Below are 18,751 nucleotides of genomic sequence, written 5' to 3'. Positions count from 1 at the left end.
GGTCCCACAGGTCGCGCCGCCTCAGCGGGCCGGATCGTCCAGCAGCATCTGGGTGAAGAATTCGTAGATCAGGGCCGCCTGGAACGCCATCTGCTTGTTGTCGGCCGCGCCGCCGTGGCCGCCTTCGATGTTCTCGTGGTACCAGATGGTGTGGCCCTGTTCCTCCAGCAGCGCGGCCATCTTCCGGGCGTGGCCGGGGTGGACGCGGTCGTCGCGGGTGGAGGTGGTGAACAGGATCGGCGGGTAGGCCCGGTCCGGATCGGTGTTCTGGTAGGGGGAGTACTTGCTGATGTATTCCCACTCCTCCGGCTTGTCCGGGTCGCCGTATTCGGCGATCCACGAGGCGCCGGCCAGCAGCAGGTGGTAGCGCTTCATGTCCAGCAGCGGCACCTGGCACACGATGGCGCCGAACAATTCCGGATAGCGGGTGAGCATGACGCCCATCAGCAGGCCGCCGTTGCTGCCGCCCACCGCGCCCAGCTGCGAAGCCGTGGTGATGTCGCGGCCGACCAGATCCTTCGCGATCGCGGAGAAATCCTCGTAGACGCGATGGCGCTCGGCCTTCTGCGCCTGGGTGTGCCACTGCGGGCCGTATTCGCCGCCGCCGCGGATGTTCGTCATGACCCAGGTGCCGCCGCGTTCCAGCCAGCCCATGCCCGACGCGCCGCTGTAGGCGGGGGTGCGGGAGACCTCGAAGCCGCCGTAGCCGGACATCACGGTCGGGCCGGGGGTGCCGATCCGGTCGCGGTGCCGGATCACGAAGTACGGCACCTGGGTGCCGTCGTCGGAGGTGGCGAAGAACTGCTCGGTGACGATGCCCCCGGCGTCGAAGAAGCCCGGCTCCTGCTTCAGCGGGGTGGTGGCGCCGCCGACCGAGCTGGCCAGGAGCGTGCCCGGGGTGGTGAATCCGCTGGAGACCAGCATGAATTCGTCGCCGCCCTCGAGCGGGTCGAGGTTCATGACGCTGGTGGTGGCCATCGGCGGGGCGTCGGCGAGCGGCTTGCGCTCCCAGTCGCCCGGGGTGACGACGTACAGCTTGGTCTGCACGTCCTCGAGGGTGATGAGCACCAGGTAGTGCTCGGTCCAGCCGTAGCCGTGCAGCGAGGTGTGCGCGTCGGGGGTGAACACCACGTCGAAATCGCGTGCGCCGGTGAGGAATCGCTCGAGGTCGATGGCCAGCAGCGCGCCCGCGGGGTAGGTGGCGCCGTCCGGCTCCGGTGTCCACTCGGTCTTGAGCCGCACCAGCATCCAGTCCTTGTACCAGGATTCCGAAGCGTCGCTGGGCACGTCGATGAACCGGAGGGTGCCGTCGTCCTCGAGCAGGTGGACCTCTTCGTTGAAGAAGTCGGTGGCGCGGGCGACGTAGTGCCGTTCGTAGCCGGGGGTGCGGTCGTAGCCGGCGGAGACCATCACATCGCCGGACTCGCCCTCGAACACCGTCTCGGCCTGCTCCAGCGGGGTGCCGCGGCGCCAGCGTTTGACGATCCGGGGATAGCCGGAGTCGGTGAGTGAGCCGGGGCCGAAATCGGTTCCGACATAGACGTTGTCGGCGTCGATCCAGTGCAGCTGGGATTTCGCCTCCGGCAGCAGGAAGCCGTCGGCGTCCGGGTGCTCCGGGCTCGCCGGCTCCCGGAACTGCTTGGTGGCCATGTCGAATTCGCGCACCACCTTGGCGTCGGCGCCGCCGCGGGACAGGCTGATCAGGGCCAGCGACTGTTCCGGGCGCAGCACCGCCGCGCCGCCCCACACCCAGTTCTCGTCCTCGGCGGCGGCCAGGGTGTCGAGATCGATGAGCACCTCCCACGCCGGGTCGGTGGTGGCGTACTCCTCGAAGGTGGTGCGCCGCCACAGCCCCTTGGGGTGTTCGGCGTCACGCCAGAAGTTGTACAGCCAACTGCCGCGGCGGGTCGGATAGGCGATGCGGGTATCGGTGTCGAGCATGTCGAGGATGCGGTGCTCCAGGCCGGAGAACCGGTCCGAGGTGGCGAAACGCTCGTCCACCACCTCGTTGTGGGCGCGGGCCCAGTCCAGGGCACGGTCCCCGGTCACCTCCTCGAGCCAGAGATACGGATCGGTCTGTTGCGCGTCGACGCCGGTCATGCCTGCCATTGTGGCCGACGGGGGCGACAGTGGTGACGTGTCCACCGACCCGGTTTCCGGGACGGGGTGTGTAAGGGAGGTTGGCTGTATGTCCGATCCGTGCCGGGGCTAGGCTCTTTGCCGTGACTTCCCACTACGATGTCGTCGTTCTCGGCGCTGGTCCCGGCGGTTACGTCGCCGCGATCCGCGCAGCTCAGCTCGGCCTGCGAACAGCGATCGTCGAGCAGAAATACTGGGGCGGCGTGTGCCTGAACGTCGGGTGCATTCCGTCCAAGGCCCTGCTCCGCAACGCGGAACTGGCACACATCTTCACCAAGGAAGCGAAGACGTTCGGCATCTCCGGGGAGGCGAGCTTCGATTTCGGCGCCGCGTTCGACCGCAGCCGCAAGGTCGCCGACGGCCGCGTCAAGGGCGTCCACTTCCTGATGAAGAAGAACAAGATCGACGAGCTCGACGGGAAGGGCACCTTCGTCGATCCGCACACCCTCTCGGTCGCCCTGAGCAACGGCGGCACCGAAACGGTCACCTTCGACAATGTGATCATCTCCACCGGCACGATCACCAAGCTGCTGCCGGGCACCTCGCTGTCGCAGAACGTGGTCACCTACGAGGAGCAGATCCTCACCCGGGAACTGCCGGGCTCGATCCTCATCGTGGGCGCGGGCGCGATCGGCATGGAGTTCGCCTACGTCCTCAAGAACTATGGCGTGGACGTGCGGATCGTGGAATTCCTCGACCGCGCGCTGCCGAACGAGGACGCCGACGTCTCCAAGGAGATCACCAAGGCGTACAAGAAGCTGGGAATCACGATCTCCACCGGCGCCGCGGTGCAGTCCATCGAGGACAACGGCACCAAGGTCACCGTCAGCATCAAGGACAACAAGTCCGGCAACGTCGAGACGGTCACCGTCGACAAGGTGTTGCAGGCCGTCGGCTTCGCGCCGCGGGTGGAGGGCTACGGCCTGGAGAACACCGGCGTGCAGCTCACCGAGCGTGGCGCCATCGCGATCGACGACTACATGCGCACCAATGTGCCGCACATCTTCGCCATCGGCGATGTCACCGCGAAGTTGCAGCTGGCGCACGTCGCCGAGGCGCAGGGCGTGGTGGCCGCCGAGAGTATCGCGGGCGCCGAGACCCTGGCGCTGGGTGACTACCGGATGATGCCGCGCGCCACCTTCTGCCAGCCGCAGGTCGCGAGCTTCGGTCTCACCGAGGAGCAGGCCCGCAACGAGGGCTACGACGTCAAGGTCGCCACCTTCCCGTTCACCGCCAACGGCAAGGCCCACGGCCTCGGCGACCCCACCGGTTTCGTGAAGCTGATCGCGGACAAGAAGTACGGCGAGCTGCTCGGCGGCCACCTGATCGGTCCCGATGTCTCGGAACTGCTGCCCGAGCTGACCCTGGCCCAGAAGTGGGACCTGACGGTCAACGAGCTGGCCCGCAATGTGCACACCCACCCGACGCTGAGCGAGGCGTTGCAGGAGGCCATCCACGGTCTGGCCGGGCACATGATCAACTTCTGAGTGTTCGTACGACGATGCCCCCGGGACGATCCCGGGGGCATCGTCGTCTCCGTCGGTACCCGTTGTGCGGCAACGGAATTCCCGGGCATGATGGTGCCACCATGGCCGGATCGGGCGGTCAGGCCGGGTCCACGGTCGCCTCGATACGCAGGATCCGGTCGTCGGCGATGGTGAGGACCAGCACCGCGAACAGCCGGCGGTCGCGGTAGGCCAGTACCGCCGGGCGGTCGTCGTGCGGGTGGGTCACCATGGTGACGTCCGGGCCGTAGAACGGCAGCAGGTTGGTGGCGACCTCGTGCGGGCCGTGGCTGAGCACGGGTTCCAGGCCCAGGGCGGCCGCGAAGGAGGCACGACCCCAGGCGTCGGGGTGCAGGACGGCGACCAGCGCGTCCAGGTCGCCGCCCGTGCAGGCGGCGATGAATCGTTCGGTGACGGCCCGGTGTTGTTCCGCGGCAACGGCTTTCGGCAATCGATCGGCATCCGAGATCTTGCCGCGGGCCCGCCTGGCCAGCTGCCGGCAGGTACCGGCGGGACGACCGAGGGTGTCGGCGATGAGCTCGAACGGCTGCCCGAACACGTCGTGCAGGATGAAGGCCACCCGCTCGGGTGGGCTCAGCCGCTGCAACAGCACCAGCAGAGCGAGTTGTACCTCGTCGTCGAGGGTGACCCGGTCCGCCGGATCCGGCACAGGCATGGGCAGCAGCGGATCGGCGTCGACGAGATCGGCCGGGGCCGAAGGTTTCTCGTGCCGATGCCAGGCGCTGCGCAGCTGATCCAGGCACAGCCGGCCGGTCACCACGGTCAGCCAGGCGCGCTCGTCCTCGACATCGCGCGCCGGCGACAGCCGGGTGAACGCCTCCTGCACCGCATCCTCGGCCGCCCCGATATCGCCGAGGATGCGGAAGGCCAGATCCACCAGGTGCATCCGGTGGGCTCGCCAGGTGTCGGTGAATTCCCGAGACATCTCCATATGGTTCCGGACGAGACGGCGGGCCGGAAAGTTACCGCGCGTGCCGGGCGGGGACATCGTCGTCGGCAAGCACGGAAAACCGGATGCCTGGGCTGGCCGGGGGATTCGAGCGCCACCGCAGGCGGGCATCCTGTACCGGCGACGGTAACTTTCGTGGTGGTCGTTCTCGTCCTGAGTACATGACCAACTCCACGCGCATCCGATGGATGTCCCTGCCCGCACTCCTCGTCGCGGCGCTGACGGCCCTCACGACCGGCCCCGCGGCCGCCGATACCGATCCCGCCGCACCGTTCCTCGGCGTCTGGAACTACGACCAGCCCGACCGGACCACCATGACGAACATCGCCACCATGGACATCGCCGGATTCCCGCCCACATTCCCGCAGATCGGGACCGTGGTCTTCAGTCATGGCGACAACGGCGAGATCCTCGGCCACACCGACCAGGGCTGCACCTGGCGTTTCCGGATCGACGGCGCGGCAATGGAATTGGCCGCCACCGACCAGATCTGTTTCAACCACATCATCGGCTCCGAATACAACATCGACCGCTGGCGCGTCGAGACCGACGGCGACCACGAACGAGAAACTCTGCACGCCAACAGTTATCAAGGTGGCGCGACCTTCTCCTTCGATCTGGCCGACGGCCGCCGCACGCGTGCGGACGCGGGCCGCCGCGCCGACACCGTGCGCGCCTTCACCGGCACCTGGCAGTTCGACCCGGCCGACCCGGCCACACTGATCAACCTGGCGCTGGTGACCGGCGCCGTACCGGTCCCGGTGCCGACTCCGGTCACCGGATCGGTCGAATACCGGCCGGGCCCGGGTGACACGATCGTCGCCCGCACCGCCGACGGCTGCGACTGGACCCTCGACACCCATGGCAACACCGCCGAACTCGCTCCGGGAACCCCATCGTGTGGCGGCGTCACCCGTACTTTCTGGTCGGTGGCCGCCGATGGCGACCGGCAGACGACGATCATGGCGGGGGTGCGGGCCGACGGTTCGCACTTCTCGCTCACCACCGGGGAGCTGACCCGGCAGCCGTGACGACTCAACTGACGCGCGCCTGTGGTTTTCGGCCTTTATCGGACGCCGGTCGTCCCGAACCGACGCGGTGACACCACTCAGGCCACCCGCGGCAGCCTTCGCCTCGACCTCTGTCGGATCGCTGCCGTTCCTCCGCAGCAATGCGACCAGCGCCGCCGTTTCCACAGCCCTCCCATCAGGTACTCCGTTGCCCGCGTGGCTCGGTCAGTCGCGGTGGTAGGCGGCCTGGGCTGCGCGCACGGTGTCCATGTTGGCTTCCAGGACGTGGATCAGTTCGCCGAGGCGCTGGGCCACTTCGGTGCCGAGGGGGGTCAAGGTGTATTCGACGTGCGGGGGGATGGCCTGCTGGACCTCGCGGTGGACCAGGCCGTCGCGTTCCAGGGTTTGCAGGGTTTGGGAGAGCATGCGCTCGCTGACGCCGTCGACGCGGCGGCGCAGGGCGCTGAAGCGGTACGGGCCCTCCAGCAGGGCGACCAGGGCGAGGGTGCCCCAGCGGCTCGCGACGTTCTGGAGGACGGGGCGGGAGGTGCAGTTGCGGGCGAAGACGTCGGCCTCCAGCCCCGGGTCGGCGTCCTCCGCCGCGGTGGTCTGCTGGATGTCCATGTGATTCAGGCTACCTATTTGCTGGGTTCTGTAGGAATATGCGGTACTAACAAATAGTTAGTGCATTGTGTTTCGTACGTAGATCCTGGAGGTAGACATGACCATCGCCGTCACCGGGGCCAGTGGGCAGCTGGGCCGTCTCGCTGTCGAGGCGCTGCTGCGCCGGGAGGCCGGGCCGATCGTCGCGATCGTGCGTGATCCGGCCAAGGTAACCGATCTGGCCGCGCGTGGGGTCGAGGTCCGGCGGGCCGACTACGACGACGTCGCCTCCCTGGATGCGGCGCTGGTGGGGGTGCGGCGGCTGCTGCTGGTCTCCGGTAGTGAGCCGGGCAAGCGGATTCCGCAGCACACCAACGTGATTCGGGCCGCCGAGCGAGCGGGGGTGGAGCTGCTGGCCTATACGAGTATTCCGCGGGCCACGCAGACCCCGATGCTGCTGGCCGCCGAGCATCGCGGCACCGAGGAGGTGCTCGCCGGGTCGAGTGTGCCGTATGTGCTGCTGCGCAACGGCTGGTACTGGGAGAACTATCTGCGCGGGCTGGCGCCGGCGTTGCAGGCCGGGGTGCTGTACGGCGCCTCGGGGGACGGGCGGGTGGCCGGGGCCGCTCGCGCCGACTACGCCGAGGCCGCCGCGGTGGTGCTGAGCACCGACGGTCATGCCGGGGCGGTCTACGAACTCGGTGGGGACGAGCGTCTCACGCTCACCGAGTTGGCCGGTGTCATCTCGGCGGTGTCGGGTACCGCCGTGCGGTATCAGGACGTGTCCGCCGCGGACTATGCCGAGGCGCTCGAAAAGGCCGGCATCCCGGGTGGTTTCGCACAGATCCTGGCCGATTCCGAGACCGGTGCGAGCAACGGCTGGCTCGACGTCACCAGCGGTGATCTGCACACGTTGAACGGCCGGCCGTCGACGCCGGTCGCGGACGTTTTCCGCGCGGCCCTCGCCGGATAGCGGGCCCGACCGATCCGGCCGGACGCTCTCGGCATCGAGGTCCGGCCGGATCGGTGGTGGCAGTGCATGTCTCGCCGAGGGCTCGGCTCGGTGGGCCGGGATCGGTTGCGGTCGAGCCACTCCGGCCGGACGCGGTCCGGCGGCTGGGCTCGCAGGTCGCGCGGCACCGGTCATCGTGTCGCGGATGCGAATCGCGCGCGGCCCGGTGCACTTCGGCTGGTGGTGGCGCGAGTGCGAATCCGGTGCGGCCCGGCGCATGTCGACCGGTGGTTGCGGTGCCGGTGGGAATCAGGCCGGGTCCGAGAATGATTCGGCCGGCGTCTGGATGCCGATGCGGAGGATGCCGAGCAGGCGGTCGATCTGGTCGGCGTCGGCGGCGGCGTGGCCGATGCCGCTGGCGGCGGCGATGACGTCGGCGATATCGATCTCGGGGCGGACCGCGCCCGCCTGCCGGGTGCGGGTGAGCAGGGTGGTGGCGGTGGTGCGCATGGTGTCGTGCCACCGGTGGTAGAGGGCGTTGCGCTCGCCGCCGGTGTCGTCGGGGATGGCGAGGGGGAGTTCGCGTTTCGTGGCGACGTGGGTGACGAAGGCGCGCAGCCAGCGGAACAGTGCGTCGGCGGGCGGGGTGTCGCTGTGCAGCAGGGTTTCTCCCAGCTCGGCCAGGGCGGTGACCTCGTCGGCGTAGACGGCGATGACCAGTTCGCGGCGGGTGGGGAAGTGCCGGTACATGGTGGCGTTGCCGACGCCCGCGCGGCGGGCGATCTCGTCCAGGGGTGCGGTCACGCCGAGTTCGGCGAAGACCTCCTTGGCCGCGGCCAGTACCAGGTCGTAGTTGCGGCGGGCGTCGGCGCGCCTGGGCCGGTCGGTCACACCTCTCCTCGGGTCACGGAATCCATTGCGTAGTGGGGAGTTCCCCGGTTAGTCTAGCGGGGTGTAAACGGGGAACTCCCCATTTGAGTGAAGGGGTCTCATGACGGATATCAGTGCCGAGGATCGGATCGCGATCCACGAGGTGATCGCGCTGCACGGGCATCTGGCAGACGATCACGACGGTGAGCATCTCGGTGACCTGTTCACCGAGGACGTGGTGATGGATGTCGGCGATTTCGGCCTGGGCACCGTGCGTGGCCTGGCCGCGATGCGCGAGTTGTGGAGCGCCACCGTGGACGACGCGGGGCAGCCGCTGGGGCATCACGTCACCAATATCGTGGTGGTCGGCCGGGAGGGCGCGAGTGTGCGGACGCGGTCGAAGGGGCTCGCGGTGGGGGCCGGTGGGACGGCCGGTTCCTGTGTCTACGAGGACGTGCTGCGGCGGGAACCGCAGGGGTGGCGCATCGAGTATCGGAAGGTGGTGGCGCGCAGGCGGGCTCAGTGATCGGTCTGGATGCGTAATGCGGTGATGGTGCTGGCCAGGCCCTCGTACTGATTGGTCAGCAGCACGATTTCGATCAGCAGGCGCTCGTCGTAGTGAGTGGCCAGGGCCTGCCAGGTGGCGTCGTCCAGGTCGCGGGTCCCGACCAGGCGGTCGACGGCGGTGAGCAGGGCCCGTTCCCGGTCCGACCAGCCGTCGGCCGCGGGGCCCTCGCGCAGCCGGTCCAGGATCTCGGGGGTGACGCCGGCGCGTGTGCCGAGCCGGATGTGATGGTCGGTCTCGTAGTCGCAGTGCCGCAGGTGGGCGACCCGCAGGATCACCAATTCGGTGTCGTAGCGGCGCAATCGGCCGCCGGGCATCAGCTTGCCGGAGAAGTGCAGCCAGCCGCGGAACAGTCCGCCGGTCCGGCCGAGGGTGCTGAACAGGTGCGCGTCCGGCGTTCCGGCCGCTCGTGAGAGTGCCTGCCAGGCCAGCCAATTGACCGGACCGAGTTCGCGTAACCGGCCCGGCGCGATCCGTGGCCCCGTCGACACCATGTCCCCACGGTAACAGGGCGCACAGCGCCCGGGCCGGTATCGCGGCCGCGCCTGCCGGAACGGGTTTTCCGGCACGGGTCCTCGGCCGGTGGGTGACCGATTCAGGCTGGTCCGGCGCCGCGAGAGCGACGTCGGCCCTGGTCGTCTACGGAATACCACTACCCGGTTCACGCCAGCGAAATATCCGCAACACATTCGTCATCCGCGGACACGGGACCGTTATCCAGGGTCATTCTCGCGCAACACAATCCACCTAATCTTCGTCGCACGGATACAAACGCTGTATACAACGGGCCGGTATACCGATAACGCCCGGGGGGATCGGCGAGCGTGTCCGGGCGGCGCACGCGCGCCGCCGAGCACCTGATGAAGTGAGAAGGGTCCGCCCATGTCAGTTTCTCGTGACGCTCGTCGTGGTCACGTTCGCCGCGCCGCCAAGTTGATGGCGGTGCCGACAGCACTCGCGCTGTCGGCTCTGCTGGTGGCCGGTTGTGGTAGCAAGGACGATTCCGGTTCCGGCACGGCCGCAAAGTCCTGCGTGGACACCTCGAAGGACACCATCAAGATCGGTTCGCTGCACTCGCTCACCGGCACCATGGCCATCTCCGAGGTGACCGTGGCCAACTCGACCAAGCTGGCGGTCGACCAGATCAACGCCGCGGGCGGTGTGCTGGGCAAGAAGATCCAGATCGTCGCGGAGGACGGCGCGTCGGACCCGAAGACCTTCGCGGAGAAGGCCGAGAAGCTGGTCAGCTCCGACTGTGTCGCCGCCGTTTTCGGCGGCTGGACCTCGGCCAGCCGCAAGGCGATGAAGCCGAAGTTCGAGTCGCTGGACTCGCTGCTGTTCTACCCGGTGCAGTACGAGGGCCTGGAGGACAGCAAGAACATCTTCTACACCGGCGCCACCACCAACCAGCAGATCATCCCCGCGCTGGATTACCTGAAGCAGAAGGGCATCAAGTCCCTCTACCTGGTCGGTAGCGATTACGTGTTCCCGCAGACCGCCAACCGTGAGATCAAGGCTTACGCGGCGGCCAACGGCATCGAGATCAAGGGCGAGGACTACGCGCCGCTCGGTTCCACGGACTTCTCCACCATCGTCAACAAGGTGCGGAATGCCAAGGCGGGAGCGGTGTTCAACACTCTCAACGGTGACTCCAATGTCGCGTTCTTCCGCGAGTACGGCAACGCCGGGCTGAAGGCCGCCGACATGCCGGTGGTGTCGGTGTCCATCGCCGAGGAGGAGGCCGCGGGCATCGGCCCGCAGTACCTGGCCGGGCAGCTGACCGCGTGGAACTACTACGAGACCCTCGACACTCCGCAGAACAAGGCGTTCGTCGCGGCGTACCAGGCCGCCGTCGGTGCGGGCAAGCCCACCTCCGACCCGATGGAAGCCGCCTACACCTCGGTGTACCTGTGGAAGAACATGGTCGAGAAGGCGAAGTCGTTCGCCGTGGCCGACATCCAGAAGGCCGCCGACGGAGTCACTTTCGACGCCCCCGAGGGCCTGGTGACCGTCAACGGCAGCAACCACCACATCACCAAGACCGCCCGGATCGGTGAGATCCACCCGGACGGCCTGATCTACACGGTGTGGGATTCCGGCAAGCCGATCGTTCCGGACCCGTACCTGACTTCCTACGACTGGGCCAAGGGCCTGAAGTAACCGACAGCCGTCGATGAGGGGCGGTGTGGGGCCGTCGGCGCGTCCGGCGGCCCCATACCGGAGTACGAAGTGAAATCGAGGTAACCCCAATGGAAGTCGCGATCGGACAGCTGTTCACCGGGCTGAGTCTGGGTTCCATTCTGTTGCTGGCCGCGCTGGGCCTGTCGCTGACCTTCGGTCAGATGGGCGTCATCAACATGGCGCACGGCGAATTCATCATGGCCGGCTGTTACACCACCTATGTCGTCGAACAAGTCGTCCACGCGACCGGAGTCGCGCTGATCGTGGCCCTGCCGGTGGGCTTCCTGGTCGGCGGAGTGCTCGGTGCCGTGCTGGAAATGGCGTTGATCCGCTGGATGTACAACCGCCCGATGGACACCCTGCTGGTGACCTTCGGCGTCGGGCTGATCCTGCAACAGGTGGTGCGCAACATCTTCGGCGCCCCGGCGAAGAACGTCGTGGCGCCGCACTGGCTCACCGGTGGGCTGACCATCGCCGGGACCGTGGTGCCCAAGACCCGCATCTTCATTCTGGTACTGGCGGTCGTGGTGGTGGTGATTCTCGCCGCCGTGCTGAAGATGACGCCGCTGGGCCGGCGCATCCGGGCGGTGGTGCAGAACCGCAGCCTCGCCGAGACCAGCGGTGTGTCCAGCCGATTGACCGACGTGAGCACCTTCTTCATCGGCTCCGGGCTGGCGGCGCTGGCCGGGGTGGCGCTGACGCTGATCGGGTCGACCAGCCCGACCATCGGGCAGAGCTACATCGTGGACGCCTTCCTCGTGGTCGTCATCGGCGGGCTCGGGCAGATCAAGGGCACCGTGCTCGCGGCCTTCGGTCTGGGACTGCTGAATTCGTTCATCGAGTACTCGACCACCGCCTCGGTGGCGAAGGTGATCGTCTTCGTGCTGATCGTGGTGTTCCTGCAGGTTCGGCCGCAGGGATTGTTCACCGTCCGGACGAGGAGTCTCGCGTGAGCGCGTTGTTGCAGCGGCCGTGGCTGCGGACCGTCGGCGGGTTCGTGCTCGCCGCCATCGTGTTGTTCGTCGTGGCGCCGGGGGTGCTCAGCGACTTCCGGCTCAATCTGCTGGCCAAGTTCCTGTGCTTCGCGATCGTCGCGGTCGGCATCGGATTGGCCTGGGGCCGAGGCGGAATGCTCACCCTGGGCCAGGGTGTGTTCTTCGGTATCGGCGCCTATCTGATGGGGATGCATCTGCAATTGGCCGACGCGGCCCGGATGCACCAGGACGTACCGGATTTCATGCAGATCTCCGGTATCGACACGCTGCCGGCGTACTGGCGGCCGATGGCCTCGGGGCCGGTCGCGATCCTGGCGATCCTGATCCTGCCGGGCCTGGCCGCGGCGTTGCTCGGCTTCGGCGTGTTCAAGCGCCGGGTCAAGGGCGCCTACTTCTCGATCCTGTCGCAGGCGCTGGTCGCGGCGCTGGCGATCCTGCTCACCGGGCAGCAGTCCATCGGCGGGTTCACCGGGCTCAGCGACTTCCGGGCCTTTTTCGGCTTCCGGCTCAGCGATCCGGTGAACCGGAAGATGCTGTTCTTCATCGCCGCGGCCGCACTGCTGGTCGTGGTGGCCATCGCGCGGCAGCTGATGCACAGCCGCTACGGGGAACTGCTGGTCGCGGTGCGGGACCAGGAGGAGCGGGTGCGCTTCCTCGGCTACGACCCGGCCAACATCAAGATCGTCGCGTACGTGGCGGCGGCGTTCTTCGCGGGGATCGCGGGCGCGCTGTTCACCCCGATCGTCGGCATCATCTCCCCGGCCGACATCGGGGTGGTGCCGTCGATCGTCTTCCTGATCGGCGTCGCCATCGGCGGGCGCACCACCCTGCTCGGCCCGGTCCTGGGCGCGATCGGGGTGGCGTGGGCGCAGACCAGCTTCTCCGAGCACTTCCCGTCCGCCTGGACCTATTTCCAGGGCGCGCTGTTCGTACTGGTCGTCGGGTTCATCCCGGCCGGGCTGGCCGGTTTCGGGCCGCTGCTGAAGGGATTGCTGGAACGGGTGCGGCCCGGCGTCGCGGAATCCGTCCCGGTCCCGCTGCCGGTCGCGACCACGCCGGACCCGATCGAAGACACGGATCCCGCGAAGGTGGAGGCATGATGAGCGACGAGCCCGATCCGGTCGTGACGGAACCCGCTGCGGCCGAGATAGATCCGACGGACACCGTTGCCGCCGAAAACAGTTCGGCTGCGGCGGAAGCAGATCCGGCCGAAGTCGCCGCCGCCGACAGTGATTCGGCCGAGGTGGCGGTGTCCGAAGCCGCCGCCGACGGATCACCCGCGCCGGTGGTCGTGGCCGCCGGGGGCGAGGCGGCGGAGCCGACCCGGATGGGTGACAGCGAGTACCTCGAGATCCGGGGCCTGTCGGTGAGTTTCGACGGGTTCAAGGCGGTCACCGAGGTGGATCTGACCGTGCTGCAAGGGGATCTGCGGTTCCTGATCGGGCCCAACGGGGCGGGCAAGACCACGTTGATCGATGCGATCACCGGTCTGGTTCCGGCGACCGGGTCGGCGCAGAAGTCCGGTGCGGAGTTGCTGGGCCGCAAGGTGCACGAGATCGCGCGGCTGGGGGTGGGCCGTACCTTCCAGACCGCCAGCGTCTTCGAACAGCTGACGGTATTGCAGAATCTCGACATCGCGGCGGGGGCCGGGCGTTCCGCGCTGAGCCTGCTGCGGCGGCGGAAGTCGGTGCTGCCGAGCATCGAGGAGGCGCTGGAGACCACCGGGCTGACCGCGCTGCGGGACCGGCCGGCCGGGGTGCTCGCGCACGGGCAGAAGCAGTGGCTGGAGATCGGCATGCTGCTGGTGCAGAACGCCTCGGTGCTGCTGCTGGACGAGCCGGTCGCGGGCATGAGCTCCGAGGAGCGCGAGGAGACCGGAAATCTGTTGCGCCGCATCGGCACCGATCGCGTCGTGATCGTCGTCGAGCACGACATGGATTTCATGCGGGCCTTCGCAAGTTCGGTGACCGTGCTGGCCGGCGGCCGGGTGCTCAGCGAGGGCACCGTGGAACAGGTCCAGGCCGATCGGAAGGTGCAGGAGGTCTACCTCGGCACCGCCGCCGCCGGCGACACCTATGCCGAGACCGAGGAGGTCGCCGATGCTGGAGCTCGTTGACGTACATGCCGGATACGGCCGCACCGAGGTGATCCACGGTGTGTCCCTGACGGTTCCGGACGACGGGGTGGGCGCGATCATGGGCCACAACGGCGCCGGCAAGACCACGTTGCTGCGCGCGGTGGTCGGCCTGCTGCCGGTACGGTCCGGGCAGATCCGCTTCGGCGACGAGGTGATCTCGAAGCTGTCGCCGTCGCGGCGGGTGCGGCGCGGCATCGCCTACGTGCCGCAGGGGCAGCAGTCCTTCCCGCAGCTGACCACCGCGGAGAATCTCCAGGTCGTCGCCGACGGCCGCCGCAACGGCAAGGCGCTGATCGACGACGCGCTGGATCTGTTCCCGGCGCTGCGGGAGTTGCTGACCCGCAAGGCGGGCCTGCTGTCCGGCGGGCAACGGCAGCAACTGGCCATCGCGCGGGCGCTGATCACCGAGCCGCGGCTGCTGATCCTGGACGAGCCGACCGAGGGCATCCAGCCCTCGGTGGTGGCCGAGATCGAGCGCACCATCATCGATCTCACGCAGCGGACCACGGCCGGAAAGGGCGGGCTGAGCGTGCTGCTGGTGGAACAGCACATCGGCTTCGCCCTGCAGGCCGCCCAGCGTTACTACGTGCTGCGGTCGGGCCGCATCACCTCGTCGGGGGAGGGCGGTGCCGGAGCCGAATCCGCGGTCCGTGCGGCCATGGCCATCTGAGCCGGGTTCGCGGATGGCGCGCAAGGGGCGAAACTCGTTGAGCGAGAGGGTGTACCGCTCGCTTCTCCGAGACCTGTCCGCCGGGGTGATCGTGCCCTCCGAGCGGCTGGCCGAGGAGCGCCTCGCCGACATCTACGGTGTCTCGCGCACGCCGGTGCGCGAGGCGCTGGCCCGGTTGCTCGCCGACGGCCTGCTGGAGCGGCACGCTGACGGCCTCTATCCCTACCGGCCCCGGCTGGACGAACTGGCGGATCTGTTCGAACTGCGAATGATCCTGGAGGCCAGGGGAATTCAGCGGGTGATCGCCGGCAGCTCGACGCACGACCAGCTGTCGATCCGCCGGGAACTGGACCTGTGGCGGACCCGGGTGGACCGGCCCCCGGAACCCGGTCTGGATCTGGTCGTCGCCGACGAGCAGTTCCACGCCACGCTGCTGGCGGCCGCGGGCAACGCCTCGCTGGTCGAGGCGCTGGCCACCGTGCACGCCCGGGTCCGCCCGCTGCGCGCGCTGGACGTGCCCGCCGCCGACCGGATCACGACGATGACCACCGAGCACATCCGGATCGCCGAACACGTCCTGGCCGAGGATCTGGACACGGCACTGGGCGCGCTGCTGGCCCACATCACCAGCTCTCGTGACCACGTGCTGGCCCGCGCCCGCCAGGCGCTCGCGCTGACGCGGCTCGGGCAGGCCGTGCGGGACTGAGCCGCCCACCTCGTCCGTGCGGCCCCGCCCCGGCCGGCCGGTTCGCCCCTCAGCGCAGCACGTACGGCGAGATGGAGCTGCGGTGCTCGCTGATGTCGAGGGATTTGCCCAGCGGCGGGAAGGCGCGTTGCGGGCAGTTGGCCCGTTCGCAGACCCGGCAGCCGGCGCCGATCGGGGTGGCCTTCGGCTCGACCAGATCGAGCCCGTCGGCGTAGACCACCCGATTGGCATGCCGCAGTTCACAACCCAGGCCGATGGCGAAGGTCTTGCTGGGTTCGCCGTAGCGGACGGCGCGGCGCTCCACGGTCCGGGCGATCCAGAGATAGTTGCGGCCGTCGGGCATCTGGGCGATCTGGGTCATGATCCGGCCCGGATAGGCGAAGGTCTCGTACACGTTCCACAGCGGGCAGGTGCCGCCCGCGGAGGAGAAGTGGAATCCGGTGGCGGACTGTCGTTTCGACATGTTGCCCGCCCGATCCACCCGGACGAACGAGAACGGGACGCCCCGTAGTTTCGGGCGTTGCAGGGTCGAAAGTCGGTGGCAGATGGTCTCGTAACTCTGCATGAAGAACGACGACAGCCGTTCGATGTCGTAGCGGAAATCCTCGGCCACTTCGTGGAATTGGCTGTACGGCAGCACGATCGCGGCGGCGAAGTAATTGGCCAGGCCCAGCCGGGCCAGCCGGCGGGTGTCCTCGGAGGCGAAATTGCCCTCGTCGACCAATTTCTCGATCAGATCACCCTGTTCCAGATAGGACAGTTCGGCGGCGAGTTTGAACACCCGCTGCCCGCCGGACAGATGCGGGGCGATCTCCAGCCGCCGCTGCTCCGGATCGAAGCGGTGCAGCACCCCCTCACCGAGATCGATGCGCTCGACGATCTGCACTCCGTGCGCCGAGTCGAGCCGCCGGGCGATCTCGCGGACGACGTCGCCGCCGTGGAAACGCATCCGGACGGCCAGCTCCTCCGCGGCGGTGTCCAGCTCGTGGATGTAGTTCTGCCGCTGGTAGAAGAAGTCCCGGACCTCCTCGTGCGGTCGCGAGATGGAGCCGGTGCCGCTGCCGTCGGCGAACCGGTCCTCGGTGGCCGCGGCCAGCTGGGCGGTGGTGTTGCGGTAGCGCCGATGCATGTTGACCATGGCGCGGGCCAGGCCCGGATGCGCGGAGACCATGTCGGCGACCTCCTGGGCGTCGGCCTCGATGCCGAGTTCCTGGTCCATCACCACCTCCTGGAGTTCGGCCACCAGCCGGGTGTCGTCCTGGGAGGAGAAGAAGGTGGGATCGACGCCGAAGACCTCGCTGATGCGCAGCAGCACCGGCACGGTGAGCGGTCGCACATCGTGCTCGATCTGATTCAGATAGCTCGCCGAGATCTCCAACTGCTTGGCGAGCGAAACCTGACTCAGCCCTCGTTCGGTGCGCAGCTGACGTAATCGCGCGCCGACATAAGTTTTGGCCATTCGCCCAGTTTATGGATGATTTCGCACGCTTGCCAACGGATCAATTAACAGAACGATGCGCAGCATGTCACATCATCGACCACGGGGGCGTGCCCGCGCGCGTTCCCTGAACCTGTCGGTCCGTGCGGTTACGGTCGACACATGCTGCTCTCGGAGGTGGTGGCCGCTTCGGAGGCCGTCCGCGCGACCCGATCGCGCAAGGCCAAGATCACGACCCTGGCCGCCCTCGTGGGCCGGGCCGGGCCGGTGGCGGCCGCCCAGGTCGTGGCCTGGGTCTCGGGGGAGCTGCCACAGGGGCGCGTCGGCGCCGGGTGGCGCACCCTGGCCGCGGTCGAGGCCGAGCCCGCCGCCACCGCGACGCTCACCGTGGCCGCGGTCGACGCGACGCTCACCGAACTGGCCGGCACCGTCGGCGCCGGGTCGGCGGCCCGGCGCCGGGAGTTGCTGGGCTCGCTGCTGGCCGCGGCCACGGCGGCCGAGCGCGATTTCCTGGTCCGGTTGCTGACCGGGGAGCTGCGGCAGGGCGCGCTCGCGGCGATCGTGGCGGAGGCGGTCGCGGCCGCCGCCGAGGTGCCCGTGGCGGCGGTGCGCCGGGCCGCGATGCTGTCCGGGCGGCTGCCGGTCACCGCGGTGGCCGCGCTGACCGGTGGCGCCGCCGCGCTGGCGGAGTTCCGGCTCGAGGTGGGGCGGCCCATCCAGCCCATGCTGGCCGCGCCCGGCGCCACCCTCGACGGTGCGTTCGAGGAGTTCGGCGGCGACGTGAGCGTCGAACACAAGCTCGACGGCGCCCGGATCCAGGTGCACCGCGAGGGTTCCCAGGTCTGGGTGTTCACCAGGACGCTGCGCGACATCACCGCCGGGGTGCCGGAGCTGGTGCGGCTGGTGGCGGCGCTGCCCTGTGAGAGCGTCGTCCTCGACGGGGAGACGCTGGCGCTCACCGATTCCGGCCGCCCCCGCCCCTTCCAGGAGACGATGAGCCGCTTCGCCACCGTGGAACCGGGTGCGGCGCCGGAGATCACCTCGGCCCGGGATCTGCTGCTGCATCCGTACTTCTTCGACTGCCTGCACCTCGACGGCATCGACTTCCTCGATGCCCCGCTGCGGGAGCGGCGGGCGGCGTTGCTGCGGGTGGCCGGGCAGCACGCCATTCCGGCGCTGGTCGACCCCGATGCCGAATCGGCGGCCGAATACTTCGACGGCGCCCTGGCCGCGGGCCACGAGGGCATCATGATCAAATCACTGGCCGCGCCGTACGCCGCGGGGCGGCGCGGCCGGGGCTGGCAGAAGATCAAACCCACCCACACCCTGGATCTGGTGGTGCTCGGGGCCGAGTGGGGGTACGGCCGCCGCACCGGCTATCTGTCGAATCTGCATCTGGGCGCGCGTGATCCGGCGGGCGGCGAGCCGATCATGGTCGGCAAGACCTTCAAGGGGCTGACCGATGCGCTGTTGCAGTGGCAGACAGCGGAATTCCCCCAGCACGAGCGCTCCCGCAACGAGCACACGGTGTACCTGTGGCCGGAACTGGTGGTCGAGGTGGCCCTCGACGGTGTGCAGGCCAGCCCCCGGTATCCCGGCGGGGTGGCGCTGCGGTTCGCCCGGGTGGTGCGATACCGCCCGGACAAGACGCCGGCCCATGCCGACACCATCGACGCCGTCCGGGAATTGCTGCCGGAAGGGCTGGTGGTTTCGGCGCGATCGGCCGTCGAAGAGTAAAAGTACGGTAAAAACAGTAAAGCGCAATAAAAGTGACTGCCAGGGAGTTCACAGGTCTGTCGACGGAGCTGTTCAGGTTCTGCGCGCAGGATGAAATGCGTCGGGCAACCGACACGGATCAACTGCCCTGATCCGCCATCCCCACAGTCGGCGGCACTTGCACCCTCGCCAGGGTCGCCGACGACTCGAGGGCCGTCGACGCCACCGTTTTTCCTCATCCGGTGTCGCCGGCGGCCCTCTGTGTCACCCGGCCGGAGCTCATCGGCCGAGTGC

Annotated in this window: 17 protein-coding genes; 11 read left to right on the top strand and 6 right to left on the bottom strand. The window is 68.5% G+C overall.

Annotation, left to right across the window (positions count from 1 at the left end; all coding sequences use genetic code 11):
• Positions 1-21: 21 nt before the first annotated feature.
• Positions 22-2,100 (bottom strand): prolyl oligopeptidase family serine peptidase, encoded by a 2,079-nt coding sequence (locus LBW94_RS41810; RefSeq protein WP_225056709.1) that lies wholly within the window; start codon positions 2,098-2,100, stop codon positions 22-24.
• A gap of 122 nt (positions 2,101-2,222) precedes the next feature.
• Here LBW94_RS41810 and lpdA point away from each other — a divergent pair, with 122 nt between their 5' ends.
• Positions 2,223-3,626, top strand: a complete 1,404-nt coding sequence (lpdA, locus tag LBW94_RS41805) for a dihydrolipoyl dehydrogenase (protein WP_225056711.1) — start codon at positions 2,223-2,225, stop codon at positions 3,624-3,626.
• Between the two features lie 118 nt (positions 3,627-3,744).
• On the opposite strand, the gene sigI is transcribed toward lpdA, so the two are convergent.
• Positions 3,745-4,596: an RNA polymerase sigma factor SigI gene (gene sigI, locus LBW94_RS41800; RefSeq protein WP_225056713.1), complete on the bottom strand. Its 852-nt coding sequence runs from the start codon at positions 4,594-4,596 to the stop codon at positions 3,745-3,747.
• Between the two features lie 179 nt (positions 4,597-4,775).
• On the opposite strand from sigI, the gene LBW94_RS41795 reads away from it, so the two are divergent.
• On the top strand, positions 4,776-5,645 hold the full coding sequence (locus LBW94_RS41795; protein ID WP_225056715.1) for a hypothetical protein: 870 nt from the start codon (positions 4,776-4,778) through the stop codon (positions 5,643-5,645).
• Between the two features lie 204 nt (positions 5,646-5,849).
• On the opposite strand, the gene LBW94_RS41790 is transcribed toward LBW94_RS41795, so the two are convergent.
• Complete coding sequence (locus LBW94_RS41790) at positions 5,850-6,248, bottom strand: winged helix-turn-helix transcriptional regulator (RefSeq protein WP_225056717.1); 399 nt, start codon at positions 6,246-6,248, stop codon at positions 5,850-5,852.
• 97 nt (positions 6,249-6,345) lie between these two features.
• Between LBW94_RS41790 and LBW94_RS41785 the strand changes: the two genes are divergently transcribed.
• Positions 6,346-7,200, top strand: coding sequence for an SDR family oxidoreductase (locus LBW94_RS41785; protein WP_225056719.1), 855 nt, complete (start codon positions 6,346-6,348; stop codon positions 7,198-7,200).
• Between the two features lie 288 nt (positions 7,201-7,488).
• Here LBW94_RS41785 and LBW94_RS41780 read toward each other — a convergent pair whose 3' ends face one another.
• A complete protein-coding gene (locus LBW94_RS41780; RefSeq protein ID WP_225056720.1) occupies positions 7,489-8,070 on the bottom strand; it encodes a TetR/AcrR family transcriptional regulator in 582 nt (193 codons plus the stop codon).
• A gap of 100 nt (positions 8,071-8,170) precedes the next feature.
• Between LBW94_RS41780 and LBW94_RS41775 the strand changes: the two genes are divergently transcribed.
• The gene (locus LBW94_RS41775; protein WP_225056722.1) at positions 8,171-8,575 is read left to right on the top strand and encodes a nuclear transport factor 2 family protein; all 405 of its coding nucleotides are present in this window, start codon (positions 8,171-8,173) and stop codon (positions 8,573-8,575) included.
• Here LBW94_RS41775 and LBW94_RS41770 read toward each other — a convergent pair.
• On the bottom strand, positions 8,569-9,108 hold the full coding sequence (locus LBW94_RS41770) for a carboxymuconolactone decarboxylase family protein (protein ID WP_225056723.1): 540 nt from the start codon (positions 9,106-9,108) through the stop codon (positions 8,569-8,571). The two genes, LBW94_RS41775 and LBW94_RS41770, sit on opposite strands and share 7 nt — an antisense overlap.
• Before the next feature lie 442 nt (positions 9,109-9,550).
• On the opposite strand from LBW94_RS41770, the gene urtA reads away from it, so the two are divergent.
• From urtA to LBW94_RS41740, 6 genes are all read left to right on the top strand, one after another.
• Positions 9,551-10,774, top strand: coding sequence for an urea ABC transporter substrate-binding protein (gene urtA, locus LBW94_RS41765; protein ID WP_416277065.1), 1,224 nt, complete (start codon positions 9,551-9,553; stop codon positions 10,772-10,774).
• Positions 10,775-10,863: 89 nt separating this feature from the next.
• The gene (urtB, locus tag LBW94_RS41760) at positions 10,864-11,748 is read left to right on the top strand and encodes an urea ABC transporter permease subunit UrtB (protein ID WP_225056725.1); all 885 of its coding nucleotides are present in this window, start codon (positions 10,864-10,866) and stop codon (positions 11,746-11,748) included.
• Entirely contained in the window at positions 11,745-12,890 is a 1,146-nt protein-coding gene (urtC, locus tag LBW94_RS41755; protein WP_225056726.1) for an urea ABC transporter permease subunit UrtC, read from the top strand. Before urtB ends, urtC begins: the two co-directional genes overlap by 4 nt.
• A 191-nt stretch (positions 12,891-13,081) precedes the next feature.
• The gene (urtD, locus tag LBW94_RS41750; protein WP_416277064.1) at positions 13,082-13,906 is read left to right on the top strand and encodes an urea ABC transporter ATP-binding protein UrtD; all 825 of its coding nucleotides are present in this window, start codon (positions 13,082-13,084) and stop codon (positions 13,904-13,906) included.
• A complete protein-coding gene (gene urtE / locus LBW94_RS41745; RefSeq protein WP_225056727.1) occupies positions 13,890-14,597 on the top strand; it encodes an urea ABC transporter ATP-binding subunit UrtE in 708 nt (235 codons plus the stop codon). Before urtD ends, urtE begins: the two co-directional genes overlap by 17 nt.
• 13 nt (positions 14,598-14,610) lie before the next feature.
• Positions 14,611-15,303 carry a GntR family transcriptional regulator gene (locus LBW94_RS41740; protein ID WP_225056728.1) on the top strand — a complete coding sequence of 231 codons (693 nt, stop codon included), beginning with the start codon at positions 14,611-14,613 and terminating at the stop codon, positions 15,301-15,303.
• Positions 15,304-15,352: 49 nt separating this feature from the next.
• Here LBW94_RS41740 and ramB read toward each other — a convergent pair whose 3' ends face one another.
• Entirely contained in the window at positions 15,353-16,762 is a 1,410-nt protein-coding gene (gene ramB, locus LBW94_RS41735) for an acetate metabolism transcriptional regulator RamB (RefSeq protein ID WP_225056729.1), read from the bottom strand.
• A gap of 141 nt (positions 16,763-16,903) precedes the next feature.
• Here ramB and LBW94_RS41730 point away from each other — a divergent pair, with 141 nt between their 5' ends.
• Positions 16,904-18,478, top strand: a complete 1,575-nt coding sequence (locus LBW94_RS41730; RefSeq protein WP_225056730.1) for an ATP-dependent DNA ligase — start codon at positions 16,904-16,906, stop codon at positions 18,476-18,478.
• Positions 18,479-18,751: the final 273 nt, after the last annotated feature.

It is taken from the genome of Nocardia sp. alder85J, assembly GCF_020176955.2.
In the GTDB taxonomy this organism is placed as follows: Bacteria; Actinomycetota; Actinomycetes; order Mycobacteriales; family Mycobacteriaceae; genus Nocardia.
This window is presented reverse-complemented; position numbering and strand designations above follow the sequence as displayed.

Excerpts from the sequence above, each read along its gene's own strand:
- LBW94_RS41810 (WP_225056709.1), bottom strand. The coding sequence starts at position 2,100 with ATGACCGGCGTCGACGCGCAACAGACCGATCCGTATCTCTGGCTCGAG.
- sigI (WP_225056713.1), bottom strand. The coding sequence starts at position 4,596 with ATGGAGATGTCTCGGGAATTCACCGACACCTGGCGAGCCCACCGGATG.
- LBW94_RS41795 (WP_225056715.1), top strand. The coding sequence starts at position 4,776 with ATGACCAACTCCACGCGCATCCGATGGATGTCCCTGCCCGCACTCCTC.
- LBW94_RS41790 (WP_225056717.1), bottom strand. The coding sequence starts at position 6,248 with ATGGACATCCAGCAGACCACCGCGGCGGAGGACGCCGACCCGGGGCTG.
- LBW94_RS41785 (WP_225056719.1), top strand. The coding sequence starts at position 6,346 with ATGACCATCGCCGTCACCGGGGCCAGTGGGCAGCTGGGCCGTCTCGCT.
- LBW94_RS41775 (WP_225056722.1), top strand. The coding sequence starts at position 8,171 with ATGACGGATATCAGTGCCGAGGATCGGATCGCGATCCACGAGGTGATC.
- LBW94_RS41770 (WP_225056723.1), bottom strand. The coding sequence starts at position 9,108 with ATGGTGTCGACGGGGCCACGGATCGCGCCGGGCCGGTTACGCGAACTC.
- urtA (WP_416277065.1), top strand. The coding sequence starts at position 9,551 with ATGGCGGTGCCGACAGCACTCGCGCTGTCGGCTCTGCTGGTGGCCGGT.
- urtB (WP_225056725.1), top strand. The coding sequence starts at position 10,864 with ATGGAAGTCGCGATCGGACAGCTGTTCACCGGGCTGAGTCTGGGTTCC.
- urtE (WP_225056727.1), top strand. The coding sequence starts at position 13,890 with ATGCTGGAGCTCGTTGACGTACATGCCGGATACGGCCGCACCGAGGTG.
- LBW94_RS41740 (WP_225056728.1), top strand. The coding sequence starts at position 14,611 with ATGGCGCGCAAGGGGCGAAACTCGTTGAGCGAGAGGGTGTACCGCTCG.
- ramB (WP_225056729.1), bottom strand. The coding sequence starts at position 16,762 with ATGGCCAAAACTTATGTCGGCGCGCGATTACGTCAGCTGCGCACCGAA.
- LBW94_RS41730 (WP_225056730.1), top strand. The coding sequence starts at position 16,904 with ATGCTGCTCTCGGAGGTGGTGGCCGCTTCGGAGGCCGTCCGCGCGACC.